Origin of the sequence: Curtobacterium luteum (assembly GCF_001475545.1) — a bacterium.
GTDB classification, from domain to species: domain Bacteria; phylum Actinomycetota; class Actinomycetes; order Actinomycetales; family Microbacteriaceae; genus Curtobacterium; species Curtobacterium luteum_A.
In genome coordinates, this window is the sequence record NZ_LDQC01000060.1 from 32727 (window position 1) to 54375 (window position 21649).

The following is a 21649-nucleotide window of genomic DNA, read 5'->3' on the forward strand; positions in this document are numbered from 1 at the left end:
CGTACCTCTCAGCTCACTCGCTTGCGGACGATGTACCGCGCGAGCATGTTGATGACCAGGGTGATGACGAAGAGGACGAGGCCGGACGCGACGAGGGCGTTCAGTGTGGTGCCGGAGGCCTCGGCGAACTGCAGGGCGATGTTCGCGGCGATCGTCGAGGGGTTGAGCGAGGTGAGTACCTGGAAGGTGACGTTCGTCGACACCGACAACACGAGCGCGACGGCCATCGTCTCGCCGAGGGCACGTCCGAGGCCGAGCATGATCGCGGACACGATGCCCGACTTCGCGAACGGCAGCACCGACAGGCGGATCATCTCCCAGCGGGTCGCGCCGAGGGCGAGCGCTGCCTCCTCGTTGAGGGTCGGCGCCTGCAGGAAGATCTCGCGCATCACGGCGGTCATGATCGGGATCGCCATGACGGCGAGGACGATCGACGCGGTGAGGATCGTGCGGCCGGTGCCGGTGACCTGTCCGGAGAACAGGGGGAACCAGCCGAGGTAGGTGTTGAGGAACGCGTAGAAGGGCTTCACGAACGGTGCCAGCACGACGATGCCCCAGAGGCCGTAGACGACCGACGGGACCGCGGCCAGCAGGTCGATGACGTAGCCGAGCACCGGCGCGAGGCGGCGCGGTGCGTAGTGGGAGATGAAGAGCGCGATGCCGAGCGCGAGCGGCACGGCGATCACGAGCGCGATGAGTGCGGACCAGACCGTACCGAAGACGAGCGGCCCGACGTAGTCCCAGAAGTTCGCCGAGCCGTTCGGCAGGGTGCCGGCCTTGGCGACCAGCGCCGGGATGCTCTGCCAGACGAGGAACGCCGCGACGAGCACGAGGACGAAGAGGATGAGGCCGCCGGAGATGACCGAGGCGGCGGAGAAGACGCGGTCGCCGACGCGGACGACGGCCTTCGGCTTCGGGATGACGGTGGCCCCTTCGCGGGCCGGTGCGGTCGTCATGCGACTCCTGTCGGAGGTTCACCCTTGGCGGGGAACGGGGAGGTGGGAGGTGGTGCCGTGACGGGCGAGTGCCCGGACGCCGGTCGTGTTGGGTGGGACCGGCGTCCGGGCGCTCAGAGGGCGTTACTTGATGGAGGCGACGGCCTTCGCGGCCTTCTCCGAGAGGTCGCTCGAGAGGGCGGCCGACTTGGCCTCCTTCGCGGCGGCGTCCTGCGCGTCCTTCGACACGACGTAGTCGAGGTAGCCCTTCACGAGCTCACCCTTGGCCGAGTCCTTGTACTCCTGGCACGCGATGGCGTAGGAGACGAGGACGAGCGGCCACGCGTTGTCGGCCGTGTCGGTGCGGTTGATGTCGATCGCGAGGTCGTTGTCCGCGCGGCCCTCGACGGTCTTGGAGTCCGCGACGACGGTGGCGGCACCATCGGCCGAGATCTCGGTGGCCTTGTCGCCCACCATGAGCTTCGCCTTGTCGAGGTCACCGGCGCCGGAGTCGTCGATGTAGGTGATGGCGTTCGAGGCGCTGGCCATCGAGGACGCGACACCCGAGGTCTTCGCGGCGGCGTCACCGACCTGGTACGGGAAGGTCTGGCTCGGCTCCTTGCCCCAGACGTCCTTCGCGTTCGCGTCGAGGTACTCGGAGAAGTTCTCGGTGGTGCCCGAGTCGTCCGAACGGTGCACGACGGTGATGTTCGCGTCGGGGAGCGAGGCGTCCTTGTTGAGGTCCTTGATCTCCGAAGCGTTCCACTTCGTGATCTTGCCCGAGAAGATGCCCGCGATGGTCTTCGCGTCGAGGGTGAGGTCCTTGACGCCGTCCACCTTGTACGCGATCGCGATCGGGGAGATGTAGACCGGGATGTCGATGGCCTTCGAGTCCGCGGCGCAGTTCGCGAACGAGCCCGAGAGCTCCTCGTCGGAGAGGGCGGCGTCGGAGCCGGCGAAGTCCGCCGCACCCGACATGAAGTTCTTGCGGCCGGCGCCCGAACCGTCGGGCGAGTAGTTGACCGTGACGCCCGAGGCGACGTTCTGGAACCCGGCGGTCCAGGTGGCCTGTGCGGTCTGCTGCGCGGACGAGCCCGAGCCGGTCAGGGTGCCGGAGAGCTTCGAGGTGTCCGAGTTCGACGCGGCGGAGGAGCTGCCGGCGCCGGCCTCGTTCGAGGCGCAGGAGGACAGCGCGACGGCGCCGACGATCGCGATCGCCGCGACCGTGCCGATTCGCTTGATGTTCACAGGGGTCCCTTCGGGAATGTCAGTGCAGGCGGGACCGCTGCTGGTCCCTCGGGCCGGTGCTGACCCGGGAGCGACTGTAGGGACGAGAGATGACCCGGGAGGTGCCCGCGGGTGAACGGCAGGTGAACGAGGCATTGCCCCGCTGGCGGCACACGGACACGCACCTGCGGTGGGGTGCAGGATCGGGTCACCGCGCCCAGGCATGGCACATGCGTTCGCATGGTCGCCGGGCGGTGTGGGAGCGGGGTGCGGGGCCGTCCTGGAGGCGCGGATCACCACGCGCGTACCGGTGCCGGTGGCGAGGTGGCCGATCCGGACGAGGGCCGGGCGAGCTCGGCCGGCCGCTACGAGGCGATCGTGTTGCGGTGCGTCTCGACCGCCACGAGCTTTCCGTCGGCGATGTGCATCACCGCGAAGTCGCCGACGGACAGCATCGCGGCGCGACGGAGGTCGAAGTGTCGGCTCCCGTCCGCGGTCGCTCCGGCGATGCGGGCGATGATGTCCGGGAGCACCGGTCCGTGCGAGCAGAGGACCGTCGACTTCGCCTTGTCGATCCGTCGCAGCACGACGCCCTTCACGTTCGCGGCGCCGCGGTCGTGGGCGTCCTGGCTGATGTCCGGCGTCGACTGCACGCCGACCTTCGTCCGCGCGGACAGGGGTTCGACGGTCGCGAGGCACCGCGCCGCCGTGCTCGAGACGATCTTCTTCGGGCCGAACGCAGCGACCGGCGCCGCGACTGCCTTCGCCTGTGAGCGTCCGACGGGCAGGAGCGGCCGGGTCGCGTCGGGGCCGTCCCAGTCGGAGCCGGGGACCGTCTTCGCGTGCCGGAGTGCGATGAGGGCGAAGGTCTTGTGCTCCCCGGCGGCCGCGCGGTCGGCGAAGCGGTCGAGGATCTCGACGTCCCGGTCGTACGTGAGCCGGCCACGGGCGTCGTCGATCGACACCCACTCGACCGCAGCGACCTCGTCGTTGGGACGGAACTTCCCAGCGCGCTCGAACTCCTTGTTCGACACCCGCGCGGACCAGTAGTGCACGACCTTGTCGCGACCGTTCGGCAGCACGTACTCGGCGGTGCCCAGGGGAGCGCCGAGGTGCACCCGGTAGCCGGTCTCCTCGTCGATCTCGCGCACGGCGGTCGTCGGGACGCTCTCGCCGGGGTCCACCTTGCCCTTCGGGAAGGAAACGTCGTTGTGGTGACCGCGGTGGATCAGCAGCACCAGCGGCCGTCCGTCCTGCTCGCGCCAGACGACGGCTCCTGCCGCGACGACGGGACCGGTGGGACCGCCGCTCACCGAGTCGAGCGCTTCCGAGCCGAGATCTTGCGCATGAGGACATTCTGCACGTCCTGCAGCGGGCGCCCGTCAGCGTCGGTCGAGTGACGGGTCCACTCGCCGTCCGACTCCAGGTGCCAGGAGCTCGTGTCGTCCGCCATCGCGAGGTCGAACATGTCCTGCACCTCGGTCACGTGTGCTGGGTCGGACAGCCGCACGAGGGCCTCGACGCGGCGGTCGAGGTTGCGGTGCATCATGTCCGCCGAGCCGATGAAGACGACCGGGTCGCCGTCGTTGTGGAACGCGAACGCGCGCGAGTGCTCGAGGTAGCGGCCGACGACGCTGCGGACGCGGATCGTCTCGCTGACGCCTTCCATGCCCGGCTTGAGCGAGCAGATCCCGCGGACCCACACGTCGACCGGCACGCCGGCCTGGCTCGCGAGGTAGAGCGCGTCGATGATCTGCTCGTCGACCATGGAGTTCACCTTGATGCGGATGCCCGACGGCTTGCCGGCCTTGGCGTTGTCCGCCTCGGCCTGGATCCGCTTGATGAGCCCCTTGCGGAGGTGCAGCGGTGCGACGAGGAGGCGCTTGAACTTCTTCTCGATCGCGTAGCCGGACAGCTCGTTGAACAGACGCGTGAGGTCCTTGCCCACGGTGTCGTCCGACGTGAACAGGCCCATGTCCTCGTAGATGCGCGAGGTCTTCGGGTTGTAGTTGCCCGTGCCGATGTGGCTGTAGTGCTTGAGCGTCCCGCCCTCTTGTCGGATGACGAGCACGAGCTTCGAGTGCGTCTTCAGTCCGACCAGGCCGTACACGACGTGCACGCCGGCCTTCTCGAGCTTGCGGGCCCAGCCGATGTTGTTCTGCTCGTCGAAGCGCGCCTTGATCTCGACGAGCGCGAGGACCTGCTTGCCAGCCGCCGCCGCGTCGATGAGGGCCTCGACGATGGGGCTGTCACCGGAGGTGCGGTAGAGCGTCTGCTTGATCGCGAGGACGTTCGGGTCGGCCGCGGCCTGCTCGAGGAACGCCTGGACGCTCGTCGCGAAGGACTCGTACGGGTGGTGCACGAGGACGTCCTTGGCCTTGATGGCGCCGAAGAGGTCGGGCTTGGTGTTCGGCTCGCCCGGCTGGAACTGCACGGGCGTCGTCGGGACGTGCTTCGGGTAGTGGAGGTCCGGGCGCGCGATCTTCGCGATCTCGAACAGTCCGCCGAGGTCGAGCGGCGACGGCAGGCGGTAGACCTCTTGTTCGGTGATGTCGAGCTCGCGGACGAGCAGGTCGAGCGTCACCGCGTCCATGTCCTCGGTGATCTCGAGGCGGATCGGCGGACCGAACCGACGACGGAGGAGCTCGCGCTCGAGGGCTTGGATGAGGTTCTCGGCCTCGTCCTCCTCGATCTCGACGTCCTCGTTGCGGGTGACCCGGAACACGTGGTGCTCGAGCACCTCCATCCCGGGGAAGAGGTCGTCGAGGTGGTTCGCGATCAGGTCCTCGAGCGGGATGTAGCGCTGGCGCCCGGAGCCGTCGTCGGGCAGCGCGATGAACCGGGAGAAGTTCTGCGGCACCTTGAGGCGCGCGAACTCCTGCCGCTGCGACTTCGGGTTCCGCACCCGCACCGCGAGGTTCAGCGACAGCCCGGAGATGTACGGGAACGGGTGCGCCGGGTCGACCGCGAGCGGCATGAGCACCGGGAAGATCTGCTCGTTGAAGTACTCGCGCATCCGGAGCCGGTCGGCTTCGTCGAGGTCGGACCAGTGCTCGACGTGGATGCCAGCGGCGTCGAGGTCCGGCTTGAGCGAGTCCATGAACGCGTGCGCGTGGCGGTCCTGCAGCTCGTGGGCCTTGCGCGCGATGTCCCGCAGGACGTCGCTCGGGGCACGGCCGACGTTGGTCGGGACGGCGATCCCGGTGTCGATGCGCCGCTTCAGGCCGGCGACCCGGACCATGAAGAACTCGTCGAGGTTGGACGCGAAGATGGCGAGGAAGTTCGCCCGCTCGAGCAGGGGCTGCGTGCGGTCCTCGCCGAGCTCGAGCACGCGCTGGTTGAACCGGAGCCAGCTGAGCTCACGGTCGAAGTAGCGGTCCGAGGGCAGCGACTCGTGCTCCACCTCGACGACCTCGTCGAAGTCGTCGAGGTCCGGTGCGACGGAGTCGCCGTCGAGCTGCGGTTCGGTGTCCATGCCCACATCCTGCCACCCGCGGCCTCCGCGACGAGGGCCGCACGTAACGGCTGTGGAAACGCCGCGTGAACGGACCCGCCGTGCAGGACCGGTCGGCCCTGCAGCCCGGGTCAGGGAGCGGCGTACTGCACGTCGATCGCGTACTGCGTGAACCCCGAGCGGCGGTAGAGCGCGAGCGCCCGCTCGTTGTCGCCCTCGACGTACAGTGCTGCGGCGTCGAGGCCCCGCCCGACCAGACGCCCCCAGCCGGCACGCATGAGCACCCCACCGAGCCCGCGCCCCTGCAGGTCGGGCCGGACGGCCACGGCGTAGAACTCGCCGATGCCGTCCTCGACCTTGAGCCAGCACGACGCGGCCAGGCGCCCCCGGTCGTCCCGCAGGAGCAGCAGGTCGTCGCCGGAGAACCACGGGTCGGCCTCCCTGGCGCGGAGGTCCTCGAGCGTCATCCGGCCCTGTTCGGGATGGTGCGCGAAGGCGGAGGCGTTGAGGTCGAGCCAGGCGGTCTCGTCGTCCGGGTCGCCCGCCCGGAACGCCGCGAGCGACCAGCCCTCCGGCACCGCGGGGTCCGGTGCGGTGGTCGGGATCGGCGCGCGGAGCTGGAGCAGGGTCCGCACGGCGCGCCAGCCGAACCGTGCGGCGAGGGCCCGCGCGGCCGGGTGGTCCCCGTGCGCCCAGGCGAGCCGGGGCGCCGGACCGGGGCGAGGTGCCGACGCCCGACCCGCCGCAGACGCGGGCCGAGGTGCAGACGGCGACCCGTCGGCGGCCCCGTCGCCCAGCGCGAGCGCCTGCGTGACGAGCGCGGTCCCGAGTCCGCGGCCACGGGCCTCCCGGCGGACCGCCAGCTCGAGCTCCCCGTCGCGCACCACGGCGACCCCCTGCTCGTCACCGATGAGGGTGGCGCGCCCAGCCCGCACGTCGACCAGGGTCTGGTCGGAGAACGGGCGCGGCTCGCCCGCGACCGTGAACCCGTCGAGGGGGACGGTCACTGGCCGGCCAGCCGGTCGGCCTCGTCCTCGTAGACGTTGAACCGGTAGCCGACGTTCCGGACCGTGCCGATGAGCGACTCGAGGTCGCCGAGCTTCGCGCGGAGTCGTCGGACGTGCACGTCCACGGTGCGGGTACCGCCGAAGTAGTCGTAGCCCCAGACCTCGCTGAGCAGCTGCTCGCGGGTGAACACGCGTGAGGGGTGCGTCGCGAAGAAGCGGAGGAGCTCGAACTCCTTGAACGTGAGGTCGAGCGGCCGCCCCCGGACCTTCGCCGAGTAGCTGGCCTCGTCGATGACGACGCCGGATGCCTGGATCTTCGTGCTCGCCGGCTGCTTCGCGGCGCGACCGGCCGCGAGCCGGATGCGCGCGTCGACCTCCGCCGGGCCGGCGGTCTCGAGCACCACGTCGTCGACGTTCCACTCGCTGTTCACCGCGGTGAGCCCGCCCTCGGTGACGACGAGCACGATCGGGGTCGGCGAGCCGCTCGTCACGAGGATCTTGCAGAGGGCCTTCGCGCCGACGAGGTCGACCCGGGCGTCGACGAACACGAGGTCGCTCTGGGGTGCGTTGACGAGCTGGGCGGCCTCGGCGGGGACGTGGCGGATCCGGTGGCTCAGCAGACCGAGGCTCGGCAGGACGTCGCCGGGCGCGGCAGAGGTGAGTACCAGGAGCTGGGCCACAGGACCTCCAGGGCGTGGGGGACGTCGTGGACACATCCTAGTGATGCTCGGGATGTCCCCCGCCGTCCGGGCGGACGGTGCCCGCAGGCCGGTCCGGGCGGACGGTGCCCGCAGGCCGGTCCGGGCGGACGGTGCTCGCGGGCACGGCCGGGGGACGCCCGTGGCCGCGCCTGTCATGATGGAGCGCGTGACCGAGCCCGTGCCGCCCGCCGACCAGCGTCGCCTCAAGCTGACGTCCGTGCTCCCCGTCTGGCTGCTCGCGGTCGTCGGGGCCGTCCTCGTGATCACGCTCGCGCAGAAGGACTCCTTCGCGTGGTTGCTCCTCGTCTTCGTGCTCTGCGTCCTCGTCAGCTTCGTGCTCCAGCTCATCACCGCGACGAAGGACGGACTGGTCGAACGGATCAGCATCGCGTCCTCGGGGGCCTTCGTCGTCGTGCTCGTCACCGCCGTGGTGCTCCTGGCGCGTTGAGCCGGTCCGCGTAGACTCGCAGCATGGATTCGCTGCTTGCGCTCGAGCTCTTCTACGTGGGCCTCCTCGGCCTGGCGTCGCTCGCGATCGCGTTCGTCTCGGTGACCGTGGTCGTGAAGCTGTTCAAGGGTCAGCGTTGATCGAACTGCCCGAGGGCCTCGCGGCCGAACTCGTCCCGCTGTCCTGGCTCGTCGGTGTCTGGGAGGGCACCGGCGTCGTCGAGTACCCCGTCGGCGACGAGGACGAACCGCGGAAGTACGACTTCGGCCAGCGCGTGAGCTTCAGCCACGACGGCCTGCCCTACCTCAACTACTCGTCCACGACGTGGCTGCTCGACGACGAGCACACCCCGCTCGCCGCCGAGATGGGCTACTGGCGGCTCGACCGGCCGCACGAGCCCGGCGACCGCGGTCCCGCGATGCTGCTCGGCGACGGGCCGACCCCGTTCGGCACGACCCAGAGCGTCGAGACCCTGCGGAACGCGACGGACGGCTTCGACGTCGAGGCCGCGATCGTGCACCCGACGGGCGTCAACGAGCTCTACGTCGGACGCGTGCGCAAGGGCCGGATCGACCTCGCGACGGACGCCGTGATGCGCTCGCCGAACGCGAAGGACTACACGGCGGCGACGCGGCTCTACGGCCTGGTCGAGGGCAAGCTGTTCTGGGCGTGGGACATCGCCGCGCTCGGGCAGGAGCTCACCTCGCACGCCTCGGGGCAGCTCGCGAAGGTCGACTGATGACGACGCCGTTCGCGTCGCGTCCGGGGTTCGTCGCGGGCGACCGCGGGGTGGCCGCGCACTACGGCAATCCGCTCGGCGAGCAGCGGTTGCTCGAGCGCGGTCGCGCTGTGGTCGACCTCGGTCTCGGGATCGTCACCGTGACCGGCCCGGACCGCCTGTCCTGGCTCAACTCGATCACCTCCCAGCTCCTGAGCGGCCTCCGGCCCGGCGCCTCCACCGAGACCCTCGTGCTCGACGCGTCGGGCCGAGTGGAGCACGCTGCCCGTGTCGTCGACGACGGCGAGACCACGTGGCTGCTCACCGAGGCCGACGACGCGGCACCGCTCGCCGCGTGGCTCGACTCGATGCGGTTCATGCTGCGTGTCGAGGTCACCGACCGGTCGGCGGACTTCGTCACGCTCGGCCGGTTCGCCGGGGCCGTCGGCCCCGCTGACGCCGTGGTCGAGTGGCTCGACCCGTGGTCCGAGGTCGCGACCGGTGGGTGGGGCTACGCCGCCCTGGAGGCACACCCCGCCTCCGACTGGACCCTCCGGATCGCCGTGGTCGCCCCCGGCACCGCGGCCGCGATCGCCGCGTCCGACGTCGCCGCCGCGGGACTCCTCGCGTACGAGGCCCTGCGGATCGCCGCCTGGCGTCCGTCGCTGTCGGACGTCGACGAGCGGACGATCCCGCACGAGCTCGACTGGCTCCGTTCCGCCGTGCACCTGTCGAAGGGCTGCTACCGCGGGCAGGAGACGGTCGCGAAGGTCCACAACCTCGGCCACCCGCCGCGTCGTGCGGTCCTGCTGCACCTCGACGGCTCGGACGCCGTCCTGCCGGCACCCGGGACGCCCGTGCTGCTCGACGAGCAGGAGGTCGGGCGGCTCTCGGCGTCCGCGGTGCACCACGAGCTCGGGCCGATCGGCCTCGCGGTCGTCAAGCGCTCCCTCGACCCCGCGGCGACGCTGACGTTGCACACCGACGACGTGGTCGTGACGGCGGCGCAGCAGGTCATCGTGCCGCCGGGCGCCGGTGCGACGGCGAACGTGCCGCGCCTGCCCCGACTCGGAGCGGTCCGCCGCTCGTAGCCGCGCGCCGCTCCGCCGGGCCGGTCCGTACGCGCACGATGCATGCCGTGCTCTCGTGCTGCGTGCGCCGAGTCTCGGCTCCGCGGACACGTTCGCGGGTTCGCGGCCACGGAAGTGTCCGCCAGGCCGAGTCTCGGCTCCGCGGACACGTTCGCGGGTTCGCGGCCACGGAAGTGTCCGCCAGGCCGAGTCTCGGCTCCGCGGACACGTTCGCGGGTTCGCGGCCACGAGAGTGTCCGCCAGGCCGAGTCTCGGGCACCGAAGCGGGAGCAGGAGCGGGACCAGGAGCGGGAGCCGGCACCGAAGCGGGAGCGAGCGGGCCGCCGGCCGTCACGCCGGGGCGACCGCGTCCCACGGGACGGTGAGCTCGCCGAGCCGCCAGCGGCGCACCCCGTGGAGCACCGGCCAACCCCGGTCACGCATGCCGCCGACGGCCGCGAGCCACCGCTGCCTCGGCCCGTACGTCCCGAGCGGCGCCGCGACCGCCCACGCCAGGTCGAGGTCGCGGAGGAAGTCGTGGACGCGCTCCCCGGGCACGTTCCGGTGGATCAGGGCCTTCGGCAGCCGTTCCGCCACGACGCTCGGGACGTCGAGTCCGGCGAGTCGCAGCGACACCGTGAAGGTCCGCGGCGCGACGTCGTCGAGCGTCACCCAGGACGCCACCCGACCGACCTCGTTGCAGGTGCCCTCGACGAGCGCGCCACCGGGCTGCAGCCGGTCCTGCATGATCCGCCACGAGTCGACGACGGCGGACTCGTCGTACTGTCGCAGGACGTTGAACGCCCGGATCACGGCCGGTCGTCGGCCGCCGGGCGTCGGCGTCTCGAACCCGCCGAGCCGGAACGTGACCCCGTCGCGGGTACCGGCGTTCGCGAGCGCCACCCGGTCGGGCTCGATCTCGATGCCGGTCACCTCGACGTCGGGCCGGACGCGGGCCAGCCGGTCGCGCATCTCGAGCGTCGTCGTCGGTCGTGCCCCGTACCCGACGTCGGCGACGAGCGGGTCGGACGTCCGGCGGAGGACCGGGAGCGCGGCGATCCACCGGTCGACGCGACGGAGCCGGTTGTACCCGGTCGTCCCGCGCGTCACGTTCCCGATGGGCATGGCCCCAGGCTACCGAGGCGCACCCGCTCGGTAGACTCGGGGCCATGACCTCCACGCTCGTCCTGCTCCGTCACGGCAACAGTGACTGGAACCAGAAGAACCTGTTCACCGGTTGGGTCGACGTCCGACTCAGCGAGCTGGGCGAGAAGGAGGCGAAGCGCGCCGGCGAGCTCATCGCCGAGTCGGGCATCGTCCCCGACGTCCTGTACACCTCGCTGCTCACCCGCGCGATCCAGACCGCGGACATCGCCCTGCTCGAGGCCGACCTCGCCTGGCTCCCGGTGAAGCGCGACTGGCGCCTCAACGAGCGGCACTACGGCGACCTCCAGGGCAAGGACAAGGCCCAGACGCTCGAGCAGTACGGCGAGCAGCAGTTCATGGAGTGGCGTCGGTCGTTCGACGTCCCGCCGCCCCCCATCGCCGACGACGCCGAGTGGTCGCAGGCCGGGGACCGCCGCTACGCCGGCCTCGGCGACCAGCTGCCGAAGACCGAGTCCCTGAAGCTCGTGATCGACCGGCTCCTGCCGTACTGGGAGTCCGACATCATGAAGGACCTCGGCGAGGGCAAGACCGTGCTCGTCACCGCACACGGCAACTCGCTGCGTGCGCTCGTGAAGCACCTCGACGGCATCTCCGACGACGACATCGCAGGCCTCAACATCCCGACGGGCATCCCGCTCGTGTACGAGCTCGACGACGACTTCCGTCCGACGGGGCCCTCGTACTACCTCGACCCCGAGGCCGCCGCTGCCGGTGCCGCAGCCGTCGCCGCCCAGGGCGCCAAGAAGTAGCACCCAGCACGACGACGAACGCCCTGCCGGACACCGGCGGGGCGTTCGTGCGTCAGACGAAGTGCGACGCGATCTCCTGCACGAGGGCACCGACGTCGTAGGGCGCCGCGGTGTCGACCCGGACGACCGGGACGCCGGGCAGGCCGACCGGGCCGGCCGTCGCCGCGTGCTCGTCCCAGAACGCGAGCACCTCGGCGAGGTCCCCGTGCACGTCGTGCCGCACCGGGAGCGTGCCGGGCTCGTAGCGTTCGCGCAGCCGCTCGTCGGCGGTGGCCCGGTCGACCTCGCACCACACCTCGACGACGCGCGGCGACCCGGCGGAGGCGAGTCCGGCCTCCAGGAGGTCGCGGTCGCGCGACGGCAGCCAGACGGCGTCGAGGACGACCCCGTTCTCGACGGCCCGCGCCATCGACCACATCGTGTCCATCGCGATCGACCCGAGGTCGCGGGAGGCGATCATCGGACCGGCGATGTCGGCGAGTGGCTCCTTGATGCGGTCCTTCGACAGGAACGGACAGCCGAGCACCTCGGCGAGGGCGGCGCCCACCGTGCTCTTCCCCGAACCGGGCATCCCGTTGACGACGATCGCGACCTGAGCCATGCCACGATCCTCCCGTCAGAGCGGGAAGACCGCAAAACCGCGGGTCAGGCGGCTCCTGCGACTCAGGCCGGGGAGGTCGTGACCGACGACGCGCCCGCCCAGTCACCCGTCGCCAGGTACTCGACCTTCTTCGCGATCGACACCGCGTGGTCCGCGAAGCGTTCGTGGTAGCGGGATGCCAGGGTCGCGTCGACGGTGTCGATCGGAGCTCCCTTCCACGTCTCGCCGAGCACGAAGTCGAAGACGCTCGCGTGCAGCTCGTCGACGGCGTCGTCCTCGTCGCGGATCTCGGCGGAGAGTGCGATGTCCTCGGTGGCGAGCAGCCGCGTGAGCTTCTGCGCCATCGCGACGTCGAGCGCGCCCATCTTCTTGAAGGTGCCGCGGAGGCCCTTCGGCACGACCTTCTCCGGGAACCGCTGGCGCGTGAGCTGCGCGATGTGCTCGGCCATGTCGCCCATGCGCTCGAGCGAGGAACTGACGCGGAGTGCGGTGACGACGACGCGGAGGTCCTTCGCCACGGGCGCCTGGCGAGCCAGGATGTCGATCGCGACCTCGTCGAGTTCGTTCGCGGCCTCGTCGATCTTCACGTCGTCCGCGATGACCTCCTCAGCGAGCGCGACGTCGGACTCGTTGAACGACTGGGTGGCTCGGGTGATGGCGGACTCGACGAGCCCGGCGATCTCGGTCAGTCGCTCCTGGACGTCCTGGAGTTCCTGCTGGAACACTTCGCGCATGGGGGATGTGCCTCTCGTTGCGGTACCGGACGAGTGTCGTCAGCCCAGGTGAACGGACGGTGACGTGCGGTTGAACGTCTGACCGGACGGGGCCGGAACCGCGCCGAACCGGGGTGAACGGCGTCCGAAGCGGGCATGACCATCCCTACACTGACGGCATGGACAACGCGTGGCTCGTGCCACTGTCGATGCTCCTCGGCGGGGTGTTCGGCGCGGGCGTCGTGGTGCTGATCATCACCGCCGAGCGCACGGCTCGTGCGGCCGACGTCGCGGAGCGGACGCTCCCGGACGGCGTCGCTGCGGTGATCGCCACGATGCACAACCCCGCCGTGGTCGTCGACCCCTCGAACACCGTCGTGGCCGCCTCGCCGCAGGCGCTCACCGTCGGACTGGTCGTGCGCCGACGGCTCGTGCACAAGGAACTCCGGGACCTCGTGGACCGGGTGCGCGCGAGCGGGGAGATGAGCTCGGAGGACATGGAGCTGCCCCGTGGTCGGCACGGAGAGCTCATCGGCTACCTGAGCTTCCGGGCGGCACAACTCGGCAACCGGTACGTGCTCGTCACCGCCGACGACCTCACCGAGAGCCGGCGCATCGACGAGGTCCGGCGGGACTTCGTCGCGAACATCTCGCACGAGCTGAAGACCCCGATCGGCGCCATCGGCCTGCTGTCCGAGACCCTCGTGGCCGCCGCGGACCAACCCGAGCACGTGCGGAAGTTCGCCGCGCAGCTCGTCACCGAGTCCGAGCGGCTCGGCGCCCTCACGAAGGACATCATCGAGCTCTCGCGGCTGCAGTCCGTCGACGCGCTCGAGTCCAGCGAGGAGACGTCGATCGACCGCATCGTGCAGGCCGCCGTCGACGCCAACGAGGTCGTGGCCCGCGCGCGTGACATCGACATCGTGCGCGCGAAGAAGACGAAGCTCCGGGTGATGGGCGATCCCGGACTCCTGCAGGTGGCGGTGTCGAACCTCATCGCGAACGCCGTCAAGTACTCGCCGGACCACACCCGCGTCGGCGTCGGCGTCCGGAGCACGAAGGGCTTCGTCGAGATCGCCGTGACCGACCAGGGCGTCGGCATCCCCGAGGCCGACCTCGACCGGGTGTTCGAGCGCTTCTACCGCGTCGACCCGGCTCGCTCGCGGGCCACGGGCGGTACCGGCCTCGGTCTCGCCATCGTCAAGCACGTCGTCGGCAACCACGGCGGCGACGTGCGCGTCTGGTCGCAGCCCGGCAAGGGCTCGACCTTCACCATCCGCCTGCCCGAGGCGGACACCGACCTGACCACCGCACTCGAAGAGCAACTGGAAGAGCAGCCATCGTGACCAAGATCCTCATCGTCGACGACGAGCCGGCCCTGAGCGAGCCCCTGGAGTTCCTGCTGCAGCGCGAGGGGTACGAGACCTCCGTCGCTGCTGACGGTGTGACCGCGCTGTCGAAGTTCGACGCCGAGAACCCCGACCTCGTGCTGCTCGACCTCATGCTGCCGGGGCTCTCCGGTACCGAGGTCTGCCGGCAGATCCGCACCCGGTCGAACGCGCCCATCATCATGCTGACGGCGAAGGACTCCGAGGTGGACATCGTCGTCGGGCTCGAGCTGGGCGCCGACGACTACGTGACGAAGCCGTACTCGACCCGGGAGCTCCTCGCCCGCATCCGTGCCGTGCTCCGTCGCCGGACCGAGGACGACCCGGGGGACTCGGGCATCCTGCAGGTCGGCGGCATCCGGATGGACGTCGAGCGCCACACGGTGTCGGTCGACGGTTCGGAGACGCCGATGCCGCTCAAGGAGTTCGAGCTCCTCGAGCTGCTGCTCCGCAACGCCGGACGGGTGCTCACCCGTGGCCAGCTCATCGACCGCGTGTGGGGTTCGGACTACTTCGGCGACACGAAGACCCTCGACGTCCACATCAAGCGGCTCCGGTCGAAGATCGAGCGGGTGCCGAGCGCACCCGAGGTCCTCGTGACGGTCCGGGGCCTGGGCTACCGCATCGAGGCGTAGCGCGGCCCCGACCCCGGCGGCAGGGAACCGGGTTCCGGCCACTGCACCGCGGAAGCGCGCGGTGCAGTGTCCGGAACCTCATTCCGGCGTCCACTGAGGGTCCGCCCCGCGGCGGGATCGCAACGCACTGGAGGCGCGGTGCCGGTCTCGGGGACCGGCACCGCGCCTCCAGGCGGTTGCGCCGTGTGACGGGCGCTGCGCGCTACGGGTTGATCGGGGCCTCGGTCGTCGCGTCGCCCGACGGCTCCTCGGTGCTGCCGGACTTCGAGGAGTCACTCGTCGAGGAGTCCGACGGCGTCGCCGAGTCGGACGGCGCCGAGGTCGGGGCGAGCGTCGCGTACTCCTCCTGCGCGGTGGTCAGGACCGGCACGTTGAGGGAGACACCCTCGGCGCCCGAGTACGAAAAGTACACCTTGACGAGCGAACCCGGCTTCGCGTCGGCCTGGTCGAAGACGACGTCGGTCCCGCCGGCCGCGGACGAGCCCTGCGTGCCTTCGCCGTTCGACTCGGTGCCCGGGGTCGGTGTGGGCGTCGAGGCGGAGTCGGACGCGGCGAGGTCCACGCGGGAGTTCTTCGGGACGTCGACCGTCTGGGTGTCGCCGCCGACCTCGATCGAGAGCGTGACGTCCTTCGAGTCGGAGTTGTTCACGAACGTGCCGATGAAGCGGGCGCTCTCGCCGTCGTCGGAGATGAGCAGCGCATTGCGGATGTCGATCGAACCCGTCTTGGCGTTCACGCCGTCGGTGACCTGCTGGATCTCGGCGGTGGCGACCGGCGAGACGAACTCGCACCCGGTGGCGCCGAGCGCGATGGTTGCCGCAACGGCGACGGACACGAGTACCCGAGCTCGCAAGAGATTCCTCCGGAAGATCACGTTTGGGGACCGGACGGTCCGGCTCCATCCTACCGATCACCTGGGAGGGCGAGTGCCCAGCGCCCCTCTACCCGAAAACCCCTTGTGGTAAACTGGGTGTCTCGGAACGGAGCCTGATACATGCAATTCGAGGTCGGCGAGACCGTGGTCTACCCCCATCACGGGGCGGCAACCATCTCAGAAGTCAAGACGCGCGTCATCAAGGGTGAGGAAAAGGTCTACCTGAAGCTGCGCGTGACGCAGGGTGACCTGACGATCGAGGTCCCGGCGGACAACGTCGACCTGGTCGGCGTGCGTGACGTGATCGGCAAGGAAGGGCTCGACAAGGTGTTCGAGGTCCTCCGGGCACCGTTCACCGAGGAACCCACCAACTGGTCCCGCCGGTACAAGGCGAACCTCGAGAAGCTCGCCTCCGGCGACGTCATCAAGGTCTCCGAGGTCGTCCGCGACCTCTGGCGCCGCGACCAGGACCGCGGGCTCTCCGCCGGTGAGAAGCGCATGCTCGCGAAGGCCCGGCAGATCCTGATCTCCGAGCTCGCGCTGGCCGAGAAGACCGACGAGGACAAGGCATCGACCGTCCTCGACGAGGTCCTCGCCTCCTAGCGCGTCCGAAGCACTGGACACCACTGCGACCGCTCTGCTCCCCTCCGGGGTGAGCAGGGCGGTCGTCGTCGTCGCGGCGGGGTCCGGTACGCGGCTCGGCATCGGCACCGCCAAGGCGTTCGTCCCGGTCGCCGGGCAGGTGATGCTGACGCGGGCGCTCCAGCCGCTCTTCACCCTGGCGTCGCCGACGCTCGTCGTGGTCGTCTCCCCGGCGGCGCTCCTCGACGAGTGTCGTGCGTTGGTCGCCTCGGTCGCGGGCGCGGCGGCCGTGTACACCGCGGTCGTCCCCGGAGGCACCGATCGCCACGCGTCGGTCCAGGCCGGTCTGGCAGCACTGCCCGACTCGGTCGACGTCGTGCTCGTGCACGACGCGGCGCGGTGCCTGACGCCGGCGGCGCAGTTCGAGCGGGTGTTCGGCGCGGTGACGACGACGGGCGACGGGGTCGTCCCGGCACTGCCCGTCGTCGACACCGTGAAGCGTGTGGACGGTGACCTCGTGCTCGAGACCGTCGACCGGTCGGCGCTCGTCGGGGTCCAGACGCCGCAGGGGTTCCCGCTCGCGGCGCTCCGGCGGGCCTACGCGGCGTCCGAACGGTCCGAGACCGACGACGCGGGGGTGTTCCAGGCGGCCGGTCGCACGGTGCGGTTCGTCCCGGGCCACGCGGACGCGTTCAAGATCACCACGGCGTGGGACCTCGGTCGCGCCGAGTCGGTCGTCCGTGCACGCACAGGCGCGGAGCAGGCGGGCGTGCGGATCGGTCTCGGGGTCGACGTGCACGCGTTCGACGCGGCCTCGCCGTGCCGTGTCGGGTTGCTCGACTTCCCCGGGGAACCGGGCCTCTCCGGACACAGCGACGGCGACGCGGTCGCGCACGCGGTGTGCGACGCGCTGCTCTCCGCCGGTGGACTCGGTGACATCGGCGGGCGGTTCGGCACGTCCGATCCGCGGTACGCCGGGGCGACGGGCGACGTCTTCGTGCGGGGCGCGGTCGAGCTCCTCGCGTCCGCCGGACTGGTGCCGTCGGCGGTCACCGTCCAGGTGATCGGCAACCGCCCGCGCATCGGTCCCCGGCGCGCGGCGATGGAGGACGCGCTGGCTGCCGTCGTCGGTGCCCCGGTCGCGGTGTCCGGCACGACCACGGACGGTCTCGGGTTCACCGGTCGGGGTGAGGGGCTCGCGGCGATCGCGACCGCCGTCGTCCGGCAGGCCTGACGGACCCCGGCAGACCGGCGTCCTAGGCTTGGGGACGTGACCGTTCGCCTCCACGACTCCCGCGCCGCCGCCGTCGTCGACCTCGTGCCCCTGGTCGACGGACACGTGAGCGTCTACGTCTGTGGCCCGACGGTGCAGTCGTCGCCGCACATCGGGCACCTCCGCTCCGCGCTCGTCTACGACATCTGGCGCCGGTGGCTCACGTACCGCGGCTACACGGTGACCCTCGTCCGGAACGTCACCGACATCGACGACAAGGTGCTCGACCTCGCGGCCGGCACCGACGAGGAGTGGTTCGCCCGCGCCTACCGCGTCGAGCTCGAGTTCACCGCTGCCTACCGTGCGCTCGGCATCCTCCCGCCGACGTACGAGCCGCGGGCGACGGCGAGCGTGCCGCAGATGCACGAGATCATCGAGCGGCTCATCCGGCGCGGGCACGCGTACGCGGCGCAGGACGGCTCCGGGGACGTCTACTTCGACACCGGCAGCTGGGCGTCGTACGGCGCGCTGACCCGGCAGCGTCGTGAGGACATGGTCGACGCCGCCGACGCCGACCCCCGTGGCAAGCGCGACCCCCGCGACTTCGCCCTGTGGAAGGGCCGGAAGGACGGCGAACCGGACACCGCCGTGTGGGACAGCCCCTGGGGGCCCGGCCGTCCGGGCTGGCACATCGAGTGCTCGGCGATGAGCCGGCGGTACCTCGGCCCGGCGTTCGACATCCACGGCGGCGGGCTCGACCTCCGGTTCCCGCACCACGAGAACGAGCTCGCACAGTCGACCGCCGCGGGCGACCCGTTCGCGACCTACTGGCTGCACAACGGTCTCGTCACCGTCGACGGCCAGAAGATGTCGAAGTCGCTCGGCAACTCGATCTTCGCGGCCGACTTCCTGGCAGCAGCGCGTCCGGAGGTCGTCCGGTACTTCCTCGGCGCCGCGCACTACCGCTCGGCGATCGACCACCACGACGGCTCCCTCGCCGAGGCGGAAGCGGCGTACGACCGCGTCGCCGGCTTCCTGTCCCGCGCCGAGGAGCGTCTCGAGGGCGTGCAGCTCCACGACGCCCCCGGCGTCCCGGACGCCTTCGCCGAGGCCATGGACGACGACCTCTCGGTCCCGCAGGCCCTCGCCGTGCTCCACGAGACCGTCCGTGCCGGGAACGCCGCCCTCGACGCCGACGATGCGGACGCGCTCGGACTCGCGTACCATCAGGTGGCCGCGATGGTGGAGGTGCTCGGCATCGACCCGCGAGCGGCCCACTGGTCGAGCGGCGGTCAGGACACCTCGGCCGCCCCGCTCGCAGCCCTCGTCGAACGTCTCGTGCAGGAGCGTGCCGACGCCCGGGCCGCACGGGACTTCGCGACGGCCGACCGTGTGCGTGACGACCTCGCCGCCGCGGGCATCACCATCGAGGACACCGCAGCGGGTACACGCTGGAGCATCGCCTGACCACGGCCGTGCCGAACAGGAGCTGAGCATGAAGAACGTTTCCGGGAGCAAGAAGGGTCGTCCGGGCGCCGTCCGGTCGGGCCGCAAGGGCAACAAGCAGGTCGGCTCCGGCGGCCAGGGCGCGCAGGCGCTCGAGGGGCGCAAGCCCACCCCGAAGGCCGAGGACCGCCCGTACCACCCGGCCGGCAAGCGCAAGGCGGCCAAGGAGCGGCTCGAGGCCGCCCGTGGTCGTCACGGTGCGTCGAGCGCCCCGCAGCAGCGGACCGGGCGTCCGCCGCAGCGCAAGAGCGACGACTCCGAGCTGGTCACCGGTCGGAACTCCGTGCTCGAGGCGCTCCGCACGAAGACCCCGTCGACGACGCTCTACATCGCGTCCCGCATCGAGGTCGACGACCGCGTCAAGGAGATCCTCGCGCTCGCCAACCACCGCGGTGTGCCGATCATCGAGCTGATGCGCCCCGAGCTCGACCGCATCACCGGCCACGACAGCGTCCACCAGGGCGTCGCGCTCAAGGTCCCCGCGTACGAGTACGCGGTGTCCGAGGACATCGTCGAGCGGGCGTTCGCGAAGGACGAGGTCCCGCTCATGGTCGCGCTCGACGGCATCACCGACCCGCGCAACCTCGGCGCGATCATCCGGTCGACCGCGGCGTTCGGCGGGCACGGCGTCATCGTCCCGCAGCGTCGCTCGGTGGGCGTGACCGCGTCGGCGTGGAAGACGTCCGCCGGTGCCGCCGCCCGCACCCCGGTCGCGATGGCACCGAACCTGACGCAGACCCTGAAGTCGCTCAAGTCGATGGGGCTCTTCGTCCTCGGACTGGACGGTGACGGGGACGTGGAGCTCGACGGCCTCGAGCTCGCCGACCGCCCGATCGTGATCGTCGTCGGTTCCGAGGGCAAGGGCCTGTCGCGGCTCGTCACCGAGACCTGCGACGCCATCGTCTCCATCCCGATCTCGTCGGCGACCGAGTCGCTGAACGCGGGCATCGCGGCGAGCGTCACCCTGTGGGAGGTCGCCCGGCGCCGCCGCGCCGCGTAGCGCTCCGCGCTCAGCGCTCAGCGCCCAGCGCAACCCACCGGAGGCCCGGTGCCGGTCCACGAGACCGGCACCGGGCCTCCAGGCCGTCGCGGTGACGGCCCGCCTGCGCAACCCAGGGATCCGCCACTCGTCCGCCAGCGCGCCCCCGAGGTTCCACGACTCGCTGCCCCGGTGTCGCCGAGGTTCCACGGACCGGCCCGGACGGCGCGGAGATGCCGAAATTCTGGAACCTCGGCGCGCCGACCGGACGACCGGACGACCGGACGCCCGGACGCCCGGACGACCGGACGACGGGACTTCGGTGGCCCGCGCACGGTGCGGGCGTCAGACGCCCGCGCGCCAGTCCTCGACGTCCTCGTCCTCGTCGACGTCCGCGTCGAGGGAGACCGGCAGTGGCATCGAGGACGTCGGCGGGTTGATGAGCAGCCGCTCGTCACGGCGGTGGCGGAGCACGTCGTTGATGTACGCGGTCGTGGCCTCGGGCAGCGAGACCGCGCGCTCCTCGGCCTGCGACATGAACCAGCGGTGCTCGAGCAGCTCGTGGAACACCTCGGCGGGCTCCAGCCGTCCGCGGAGGTCGCGGGGGATGGACCGCACCACGGGCTCGAAGACCCGCGACACCCACTCGTGCGCGACCATCTCCTCGTCGAGGGCCTCCCGGCCGTTGCGCGCGCGGTAGGCGTCGAGGTCGTTGAGCAGCCGTCGTGCCTGGTTCTCGCCGGCGTCGAGACCGGTCAGTCGCAGGAGCCGGCGCTGGTGGTGCCCGGCGTCCACGACCTTCGGCTGGATGCGCACCTGCGAGCCACCCTCGGTCGTGTGGATCGACAGCTCCTCGATGTCGAAGCCGAGTGCGTTGAGGCGCTCGACCCGGTCGTTGATGCGCCAACGCTCCTTGATGTCGAACTGCTCGGTCCCGGTGAGTTCCTTCCACAGCGTGCGGTACTGCGCCACGATGCGGTTCGACACGTCCACCGGGTCGGCGTTCTCGTCGAGGCGACCACCGGCCTCGAGGTCGAGCAGCTCGCCGGCGATGTTCACCCGCGCGACCTCGAGGTCGTTCTCGCGCTGGCCGTTCGAGAGCCCGCCGGGGTAGAGCTTCCCGGTCTCGGCGTCGACGAGGTAGGCCGCGAAGGCTCCGGCGTCGCGGCGGAAGAGGGTGTTCGAGAGCGACACGTCGCCCCAGTAGAACCCGATGACGTGCAGACGGACGAGCAGCAGGGCGAGGGCGTCGACGAGACGGGTGGCGGTCTCCGGCCGGAGGGTCTGCGAGTACAGCGCGCGGTACGGCAGCGAGAAGCGCAGGTGCCGGGTGACGAGGACGGGGTGCAGCGGCTCGCCGTCGGCGTCGACGCGGTTCGTGATGACCGCGACCGGGTCGACGCACGGCACGTCCATGCGCTGCAGGGTGCGGAGCATCTCGTACTCGGCGCGCGCCACCTCTTCCCCGGTCTCCTTCACCGCGGCGACGTACCCGCTCAGGTGCACGAACCGCACGAGGTGCCGCGAGATGCCCTTCGGGAGTGCGACGATGACGTCGTCCGGCCAGTCCTCGAGCGGCTGGTCCCACGGCAGGTCGAGCAGGCCCGGGTCGACGGTGGCAGCGGTGATGGACAGGGAGTCGGGCACGGTTGGCTCCTGGTGGTGCGGTGGCCGGTGTCGTC

The 21649-nt window shown here is 71.0% G+C and carries 21 protein-coding genes; 10 read left to right on the top strand and 11 right to left on the bottom strand.

Annotation, left to right across the window (positions count from 1 at the left end):
• Positions 1–8 precede the first annotated feature (8 nt).
• The 6 genes from pstC to NS184_RS10995 all read right to left on the bottom strand — a co-directional run bounded on the left by pstC (position 9) and on the right by NS184_RS10995 (position 7303).
• On the bottom strand, positions 9–956 hold the full coding sequence (pstC, locus tag NS184_RS10970; RefSeq protein WP_058726152.1) for a phosphate ABC transporter permease subunit PstC: 948 nt from the start codon (positions 954–956) through the stop codon (positions 9–11).
• A 123-nt stretch (positions 957–1079) separates the two neighbouring features.
• Complete coding sequence (locus NS184_RS10975) at positions 1080–2183, bottom strand: phosphate ABC transporter substrate-binding protein PstS (RefSeq protein WP_058726153.1); 1104 nt, start codon at positions 2181–2183, stop codon at positions 1080–1082.
• A gap of 344 nt (positions 2184–2527) precedes the next feature.
• Complete coding sequence (locus NS184_RS10980; protein WP_058726154.1) at positions 2528–3475, bottom strand: NUDIX hydrolase; 948 nt, start codon at positions 3473–3475, stop codon at positions 2528–2530.
• A complete protein-coding gene (locus NS184_RS10985) occupies positions 3472–5637 on the bottom strand; it encodes an RNA degradosome polyphosphate kinase (RefSeq protein ID WP_058726155.1) in 2166 nt (721 codons plus the stop codon). The genes NS184_RS10980 and NS184_RS10985 overlap by 4 nt, the downstream gene beginning before the upstream one ends.
• A 110-nt stretch (positions 5638–5747) precedes the next feature.
• Complete coding sequence (gene mshD / locus NS184_RS10990) at positions 5748–6623, bottom strand: mycothiol synthase (protein WP_058726156.1); 876 nt, start codon at positions 6621–6623, stop codon at positions 5748–5750.
• Positions 6620–7303, bottom strand: a complete 684-nt coding sequence (locus NS184_RS10995; RefSeq protein ID WP_058726157.1) for a response regulator transcription factor — start codon at positions 7301–7303, stop codon at positions 6620–6622. Before NS184_RS10995 ends, mshD begins: the two co-directional genes overlap by 4 nt.
• Before the next feature lie 187 nt (positions 7304–7490).
• Here NS184_RS10995 and NS184_RS11000 point away from each other — a divergent pair, with 187 nt between their 5' ends.
• From NS184_RS11000 to NS184_RS11010, 3 genes are all read left to right on the top strand, one after another.
• Positions 7491–7772, top strand: a complete 282-nt coding sequence (locus tag NS184_RS11000; RefSeq protein WP_148286137.1) for a hypothetical protein — start codon at positions 7491–7493, stop codon at positions 7770–7772.
• A 136-nt stretch (positions 7773–7908) separates the two neighbouring features.
• Positions 7909–8511 carry an FABP family protein gene (locus NS184_RS11005; protein ID WP_058726159.1) on the top strand — a complete coding sequence of 201 codons (603 nt, stop codon included), beginning with the start codon at positions 7909–7911 and terminating at the stop codon, positions 8509–8511.
• The gene (locus NS184_RS11010) at positions 8511–9581 is read left to right on the top strand and encodes a YgfZ/GcvT domain-containing protein (RefSeq protein WP_058726160.1); all 1071 of its coding nucleotides are present in this window, start codon (positions 8511–8513) and stop codon (positions 9579–9581) included. Before NS184_RS11005 ends, NS184_RS11010 begins: the two co-directional genes overlap by 1 nt.
• 330 nt (positions 9582–9911) lie before the next feature.
• Here NS184_RS11010 and NS184_RS11015 read toward each other — a convergent pair whose 3' ends face one another.
• Positions 9912–10685 (bottom strand): hypothetical protein, encoded by a 774-nt coding sequence (locus NS184_RS11015; RefSeq protein WP_058726161.1) that lies wholly within the window; start codon positions 10683–10685, stop codon positions 9912–9914.
• A 44-nt stretch (positions 10686–10729) separates the two neighbouring features.
• Between NS184_RS11015 and NS184_RS11020 the strand changes: the two genes are divergently transcribed.
• On the top strand, positions 10730–11476 hold the full coding sequence (locus tag NS184_RS11020; RefSeq protein WP_058726162.1) for a phosphoglyceromutase: 747 nt from the start codon (positions 10730–10732) through the stop codon (positions 11474–11476).
• A 52-nt stretch (positions 11477–11528) separates the two neighbouring features.
• Here NS184_RS11020 and NS184_RS11025 read toward each other — a convergent pair whose 3' ends face one another.
• A complete protein-coding gene (locus NS184_RS11025; protein ID WP_058726163.1) occupies positions 11529–12077 on the bottom strand; it encodes an AAA family ATPase in 549 nt (182 codons plus the stop codon).
• 62 nt (positions 12078–12139) lie between these two features.
• A complete protein-coding gene (phoU, locus tag NS184_RS11030) occupies positions 12140–12811 on the bottom strand; it encodes a phosphate signaling complex protein PhoU (RefSeq protein WP_058726164.1) in 672 nt (223 codons plus the stop codon).
• A 158-nt stretch (positions 12812–12969) separates the two neighbouring features.
• Between phoU and NS184_RS11035 the strand changes: the two genes are divergently transcribed.
• On the top strand, positions 12970–14136 hold the full coding sequence (locus NS184_RS11035) for a sensor histidine kinase (RefSeq protein WP_058726165.1): 1167 nt from the start codon (positions 12970–12972) through the stop codon (positions 14134–14136).
• Positions 14133–14813, top strand: coding sequence for a response regulator transcription factor (locus NS184_RS11040; RefSeq protein WP_058726166.1), 681 nt, complete (start codon positions 14133–14135; stop codon positions 14811–14813). Before NS184_RS11035 ends, NS184_RS11040 begins: the two co-directional genes overlap by 4 nt.
• Positions 14814–15015: 202 nt before the next feature.
• Here NS184_RS11040 and NS184_RS18350 read toward each other — a convergent pair whose 3' ends face one another.
• Positions 15016–15648: a hypothetical protein gene (locus tag NS184_RS18350; RefSeq protein WP_058726167.1), complete on the bottom strand. Its 633-nt coding sequence runs from the start codon at positions 15646–15648 to the stop codon at positions 15016–15018.
• 159 nt (positions 15649–15807) lie between these two features.
• On the opposite strand from NS184_RS18350, the gene NS184_RS11050 reads away from it, so the two are divergent.
• Genes NS184_RS11050 through rlmB form a run of 4 tightly spaced genes read left to right on the top strand, consistent with a single transcriptional unit; the run spans position 15808 to position 19988 of the window.
• The gene (locus NS184_RS11050; RefSeq protein ID WP_017888066.1) at positions 15808–16290 is read left to right on the top strand and encodes a CarD family transcriptional regulator; all 483 of its coding nucleotides are present in this window, start codon (positions 15808–15810) and stop codon (positions 16288–16290) included.
• 49 nt (positions 16291–16339) lie between these two features.
• The gene (ispD, locus tag NS184_RS11055; protein ID WP_083513627.1) at positions 16340–17503 is read left to right on the top strand and encodes a 2-C-methyl-D-erythritol 4-phosphate cytidylyltransferase; all 1164 of its coding nucleotides are present in this window, start codon (positions 16340–16342) and stop codon (positions 17501–17503) included.
• 36 nt (positions 17504–17539) lie between these two features.
• On the top strand, positions 17540–18949 hold the full coding sequence (cysS, locus tag NS184_RS11060) for a cysteine--tRNA ligase (RefSeq protein ID WP_058726169.1): 1410 nt from the start codon (positions 17540–17542) through the stop codon (positions 18947–18949).
• Positions 18950–18977: 28 nt separating this feature from the next.
• Positions 18978–19988, top strand: a complete 1011-nt coding sequence (gene rlmB, locus NS184_RS11065; protein ID WP_058726170.1) for a 23S rRNA (guanosine(2251)-2'-O)-methyltransferase RlmB — start codon at positions 18978–18980, stop codon at positions 19986–19988.
• A 324-nt stretch (positions 19989–20312) separates the two neighbouring features.
• Here rlmB and NS184_RS11070 read toward each other — a convergent pair whose 3' ends face one another.
• Positions 20313–21614, bottom strand: coding sequence for a DUF4032 domain-containing protein (locus tag NS184_RS11070; RefSeq protein WP_058726171.1), 1302 nt, complete (start codon positions 21612–21614; stop codon positions 20313–20315).
• Between the last annotated feature and the right edge of the window lie 35 nt (positions 21615–21649).

Coding starts and splice junctions, on each gene's coding strand:
- pstC (WP_058726152.1), bottom strand. CDS start 956: ATGACGACCGCACCGGCCCGCGAAGGGGCCACCGTCATCCCGAAGCCG.
- NS184_RS10985 (WP_058726155.1), bottom strand. CDS start 5,637: ATGGACACCGAACCGCAGCTCGACGGCGACTCCGTCGCACCGGACCTC.
- NS184_RS11010 (WP_058726160.1), top strand. CDS start 8,511: ATGACGACGCCGTTCGCGTCGCGTCCGGGGTTCGTCGCGGGCGACCGC.
- NS184_RS11015 (WP_058726161.1), bottom strand. CDS start 10,685: ATGCCCATCGGGAACGTGACGCGCGGGACGACCGGGTACAACCGGCTC.
- NS184_RS11020 (WP_058726162.1), top strand. CDS start 10,730: ATGACCTCCACGCTCGTCCTGCTCCGTCACGGCAACAGTGACTGGAAC.
- NS184_RS11025 (WP_058726163.1), bottom strand. CDS start 12,077: ATGGCTCAGGTCGCGATCGTCGTCAACGGGATGCCCGGTTCGGGGAAG.
- phoU (WP_058726164.1), bottom strand. CDS start 12,811: ATGCGCGAAGTGTTCCAGCAGGAACTCCAGGACGTCCAGGAGCGACTG.
- NS184_RS11035 (WP_058726165.1), top strand. CDS start 12,970: ATGGACAACGCGTGGCTCGTGCCACTGTCGATGCTCCTCGGCGGGGTG.
- NS184_RS11050 (WP_017888066.1), top strand. CDS start 15,808: ATGCAATTCGAGGTCGGCGAGACCGTGGTCTACCCCCATCACGGGGCG.
- rlmB (WP_058726170.1), top strand. CDS start 18,978: ATGAAGAACGTTTCCGGGAGCAAGAAGGGTCGTCCGGGCGCCGTCCGG.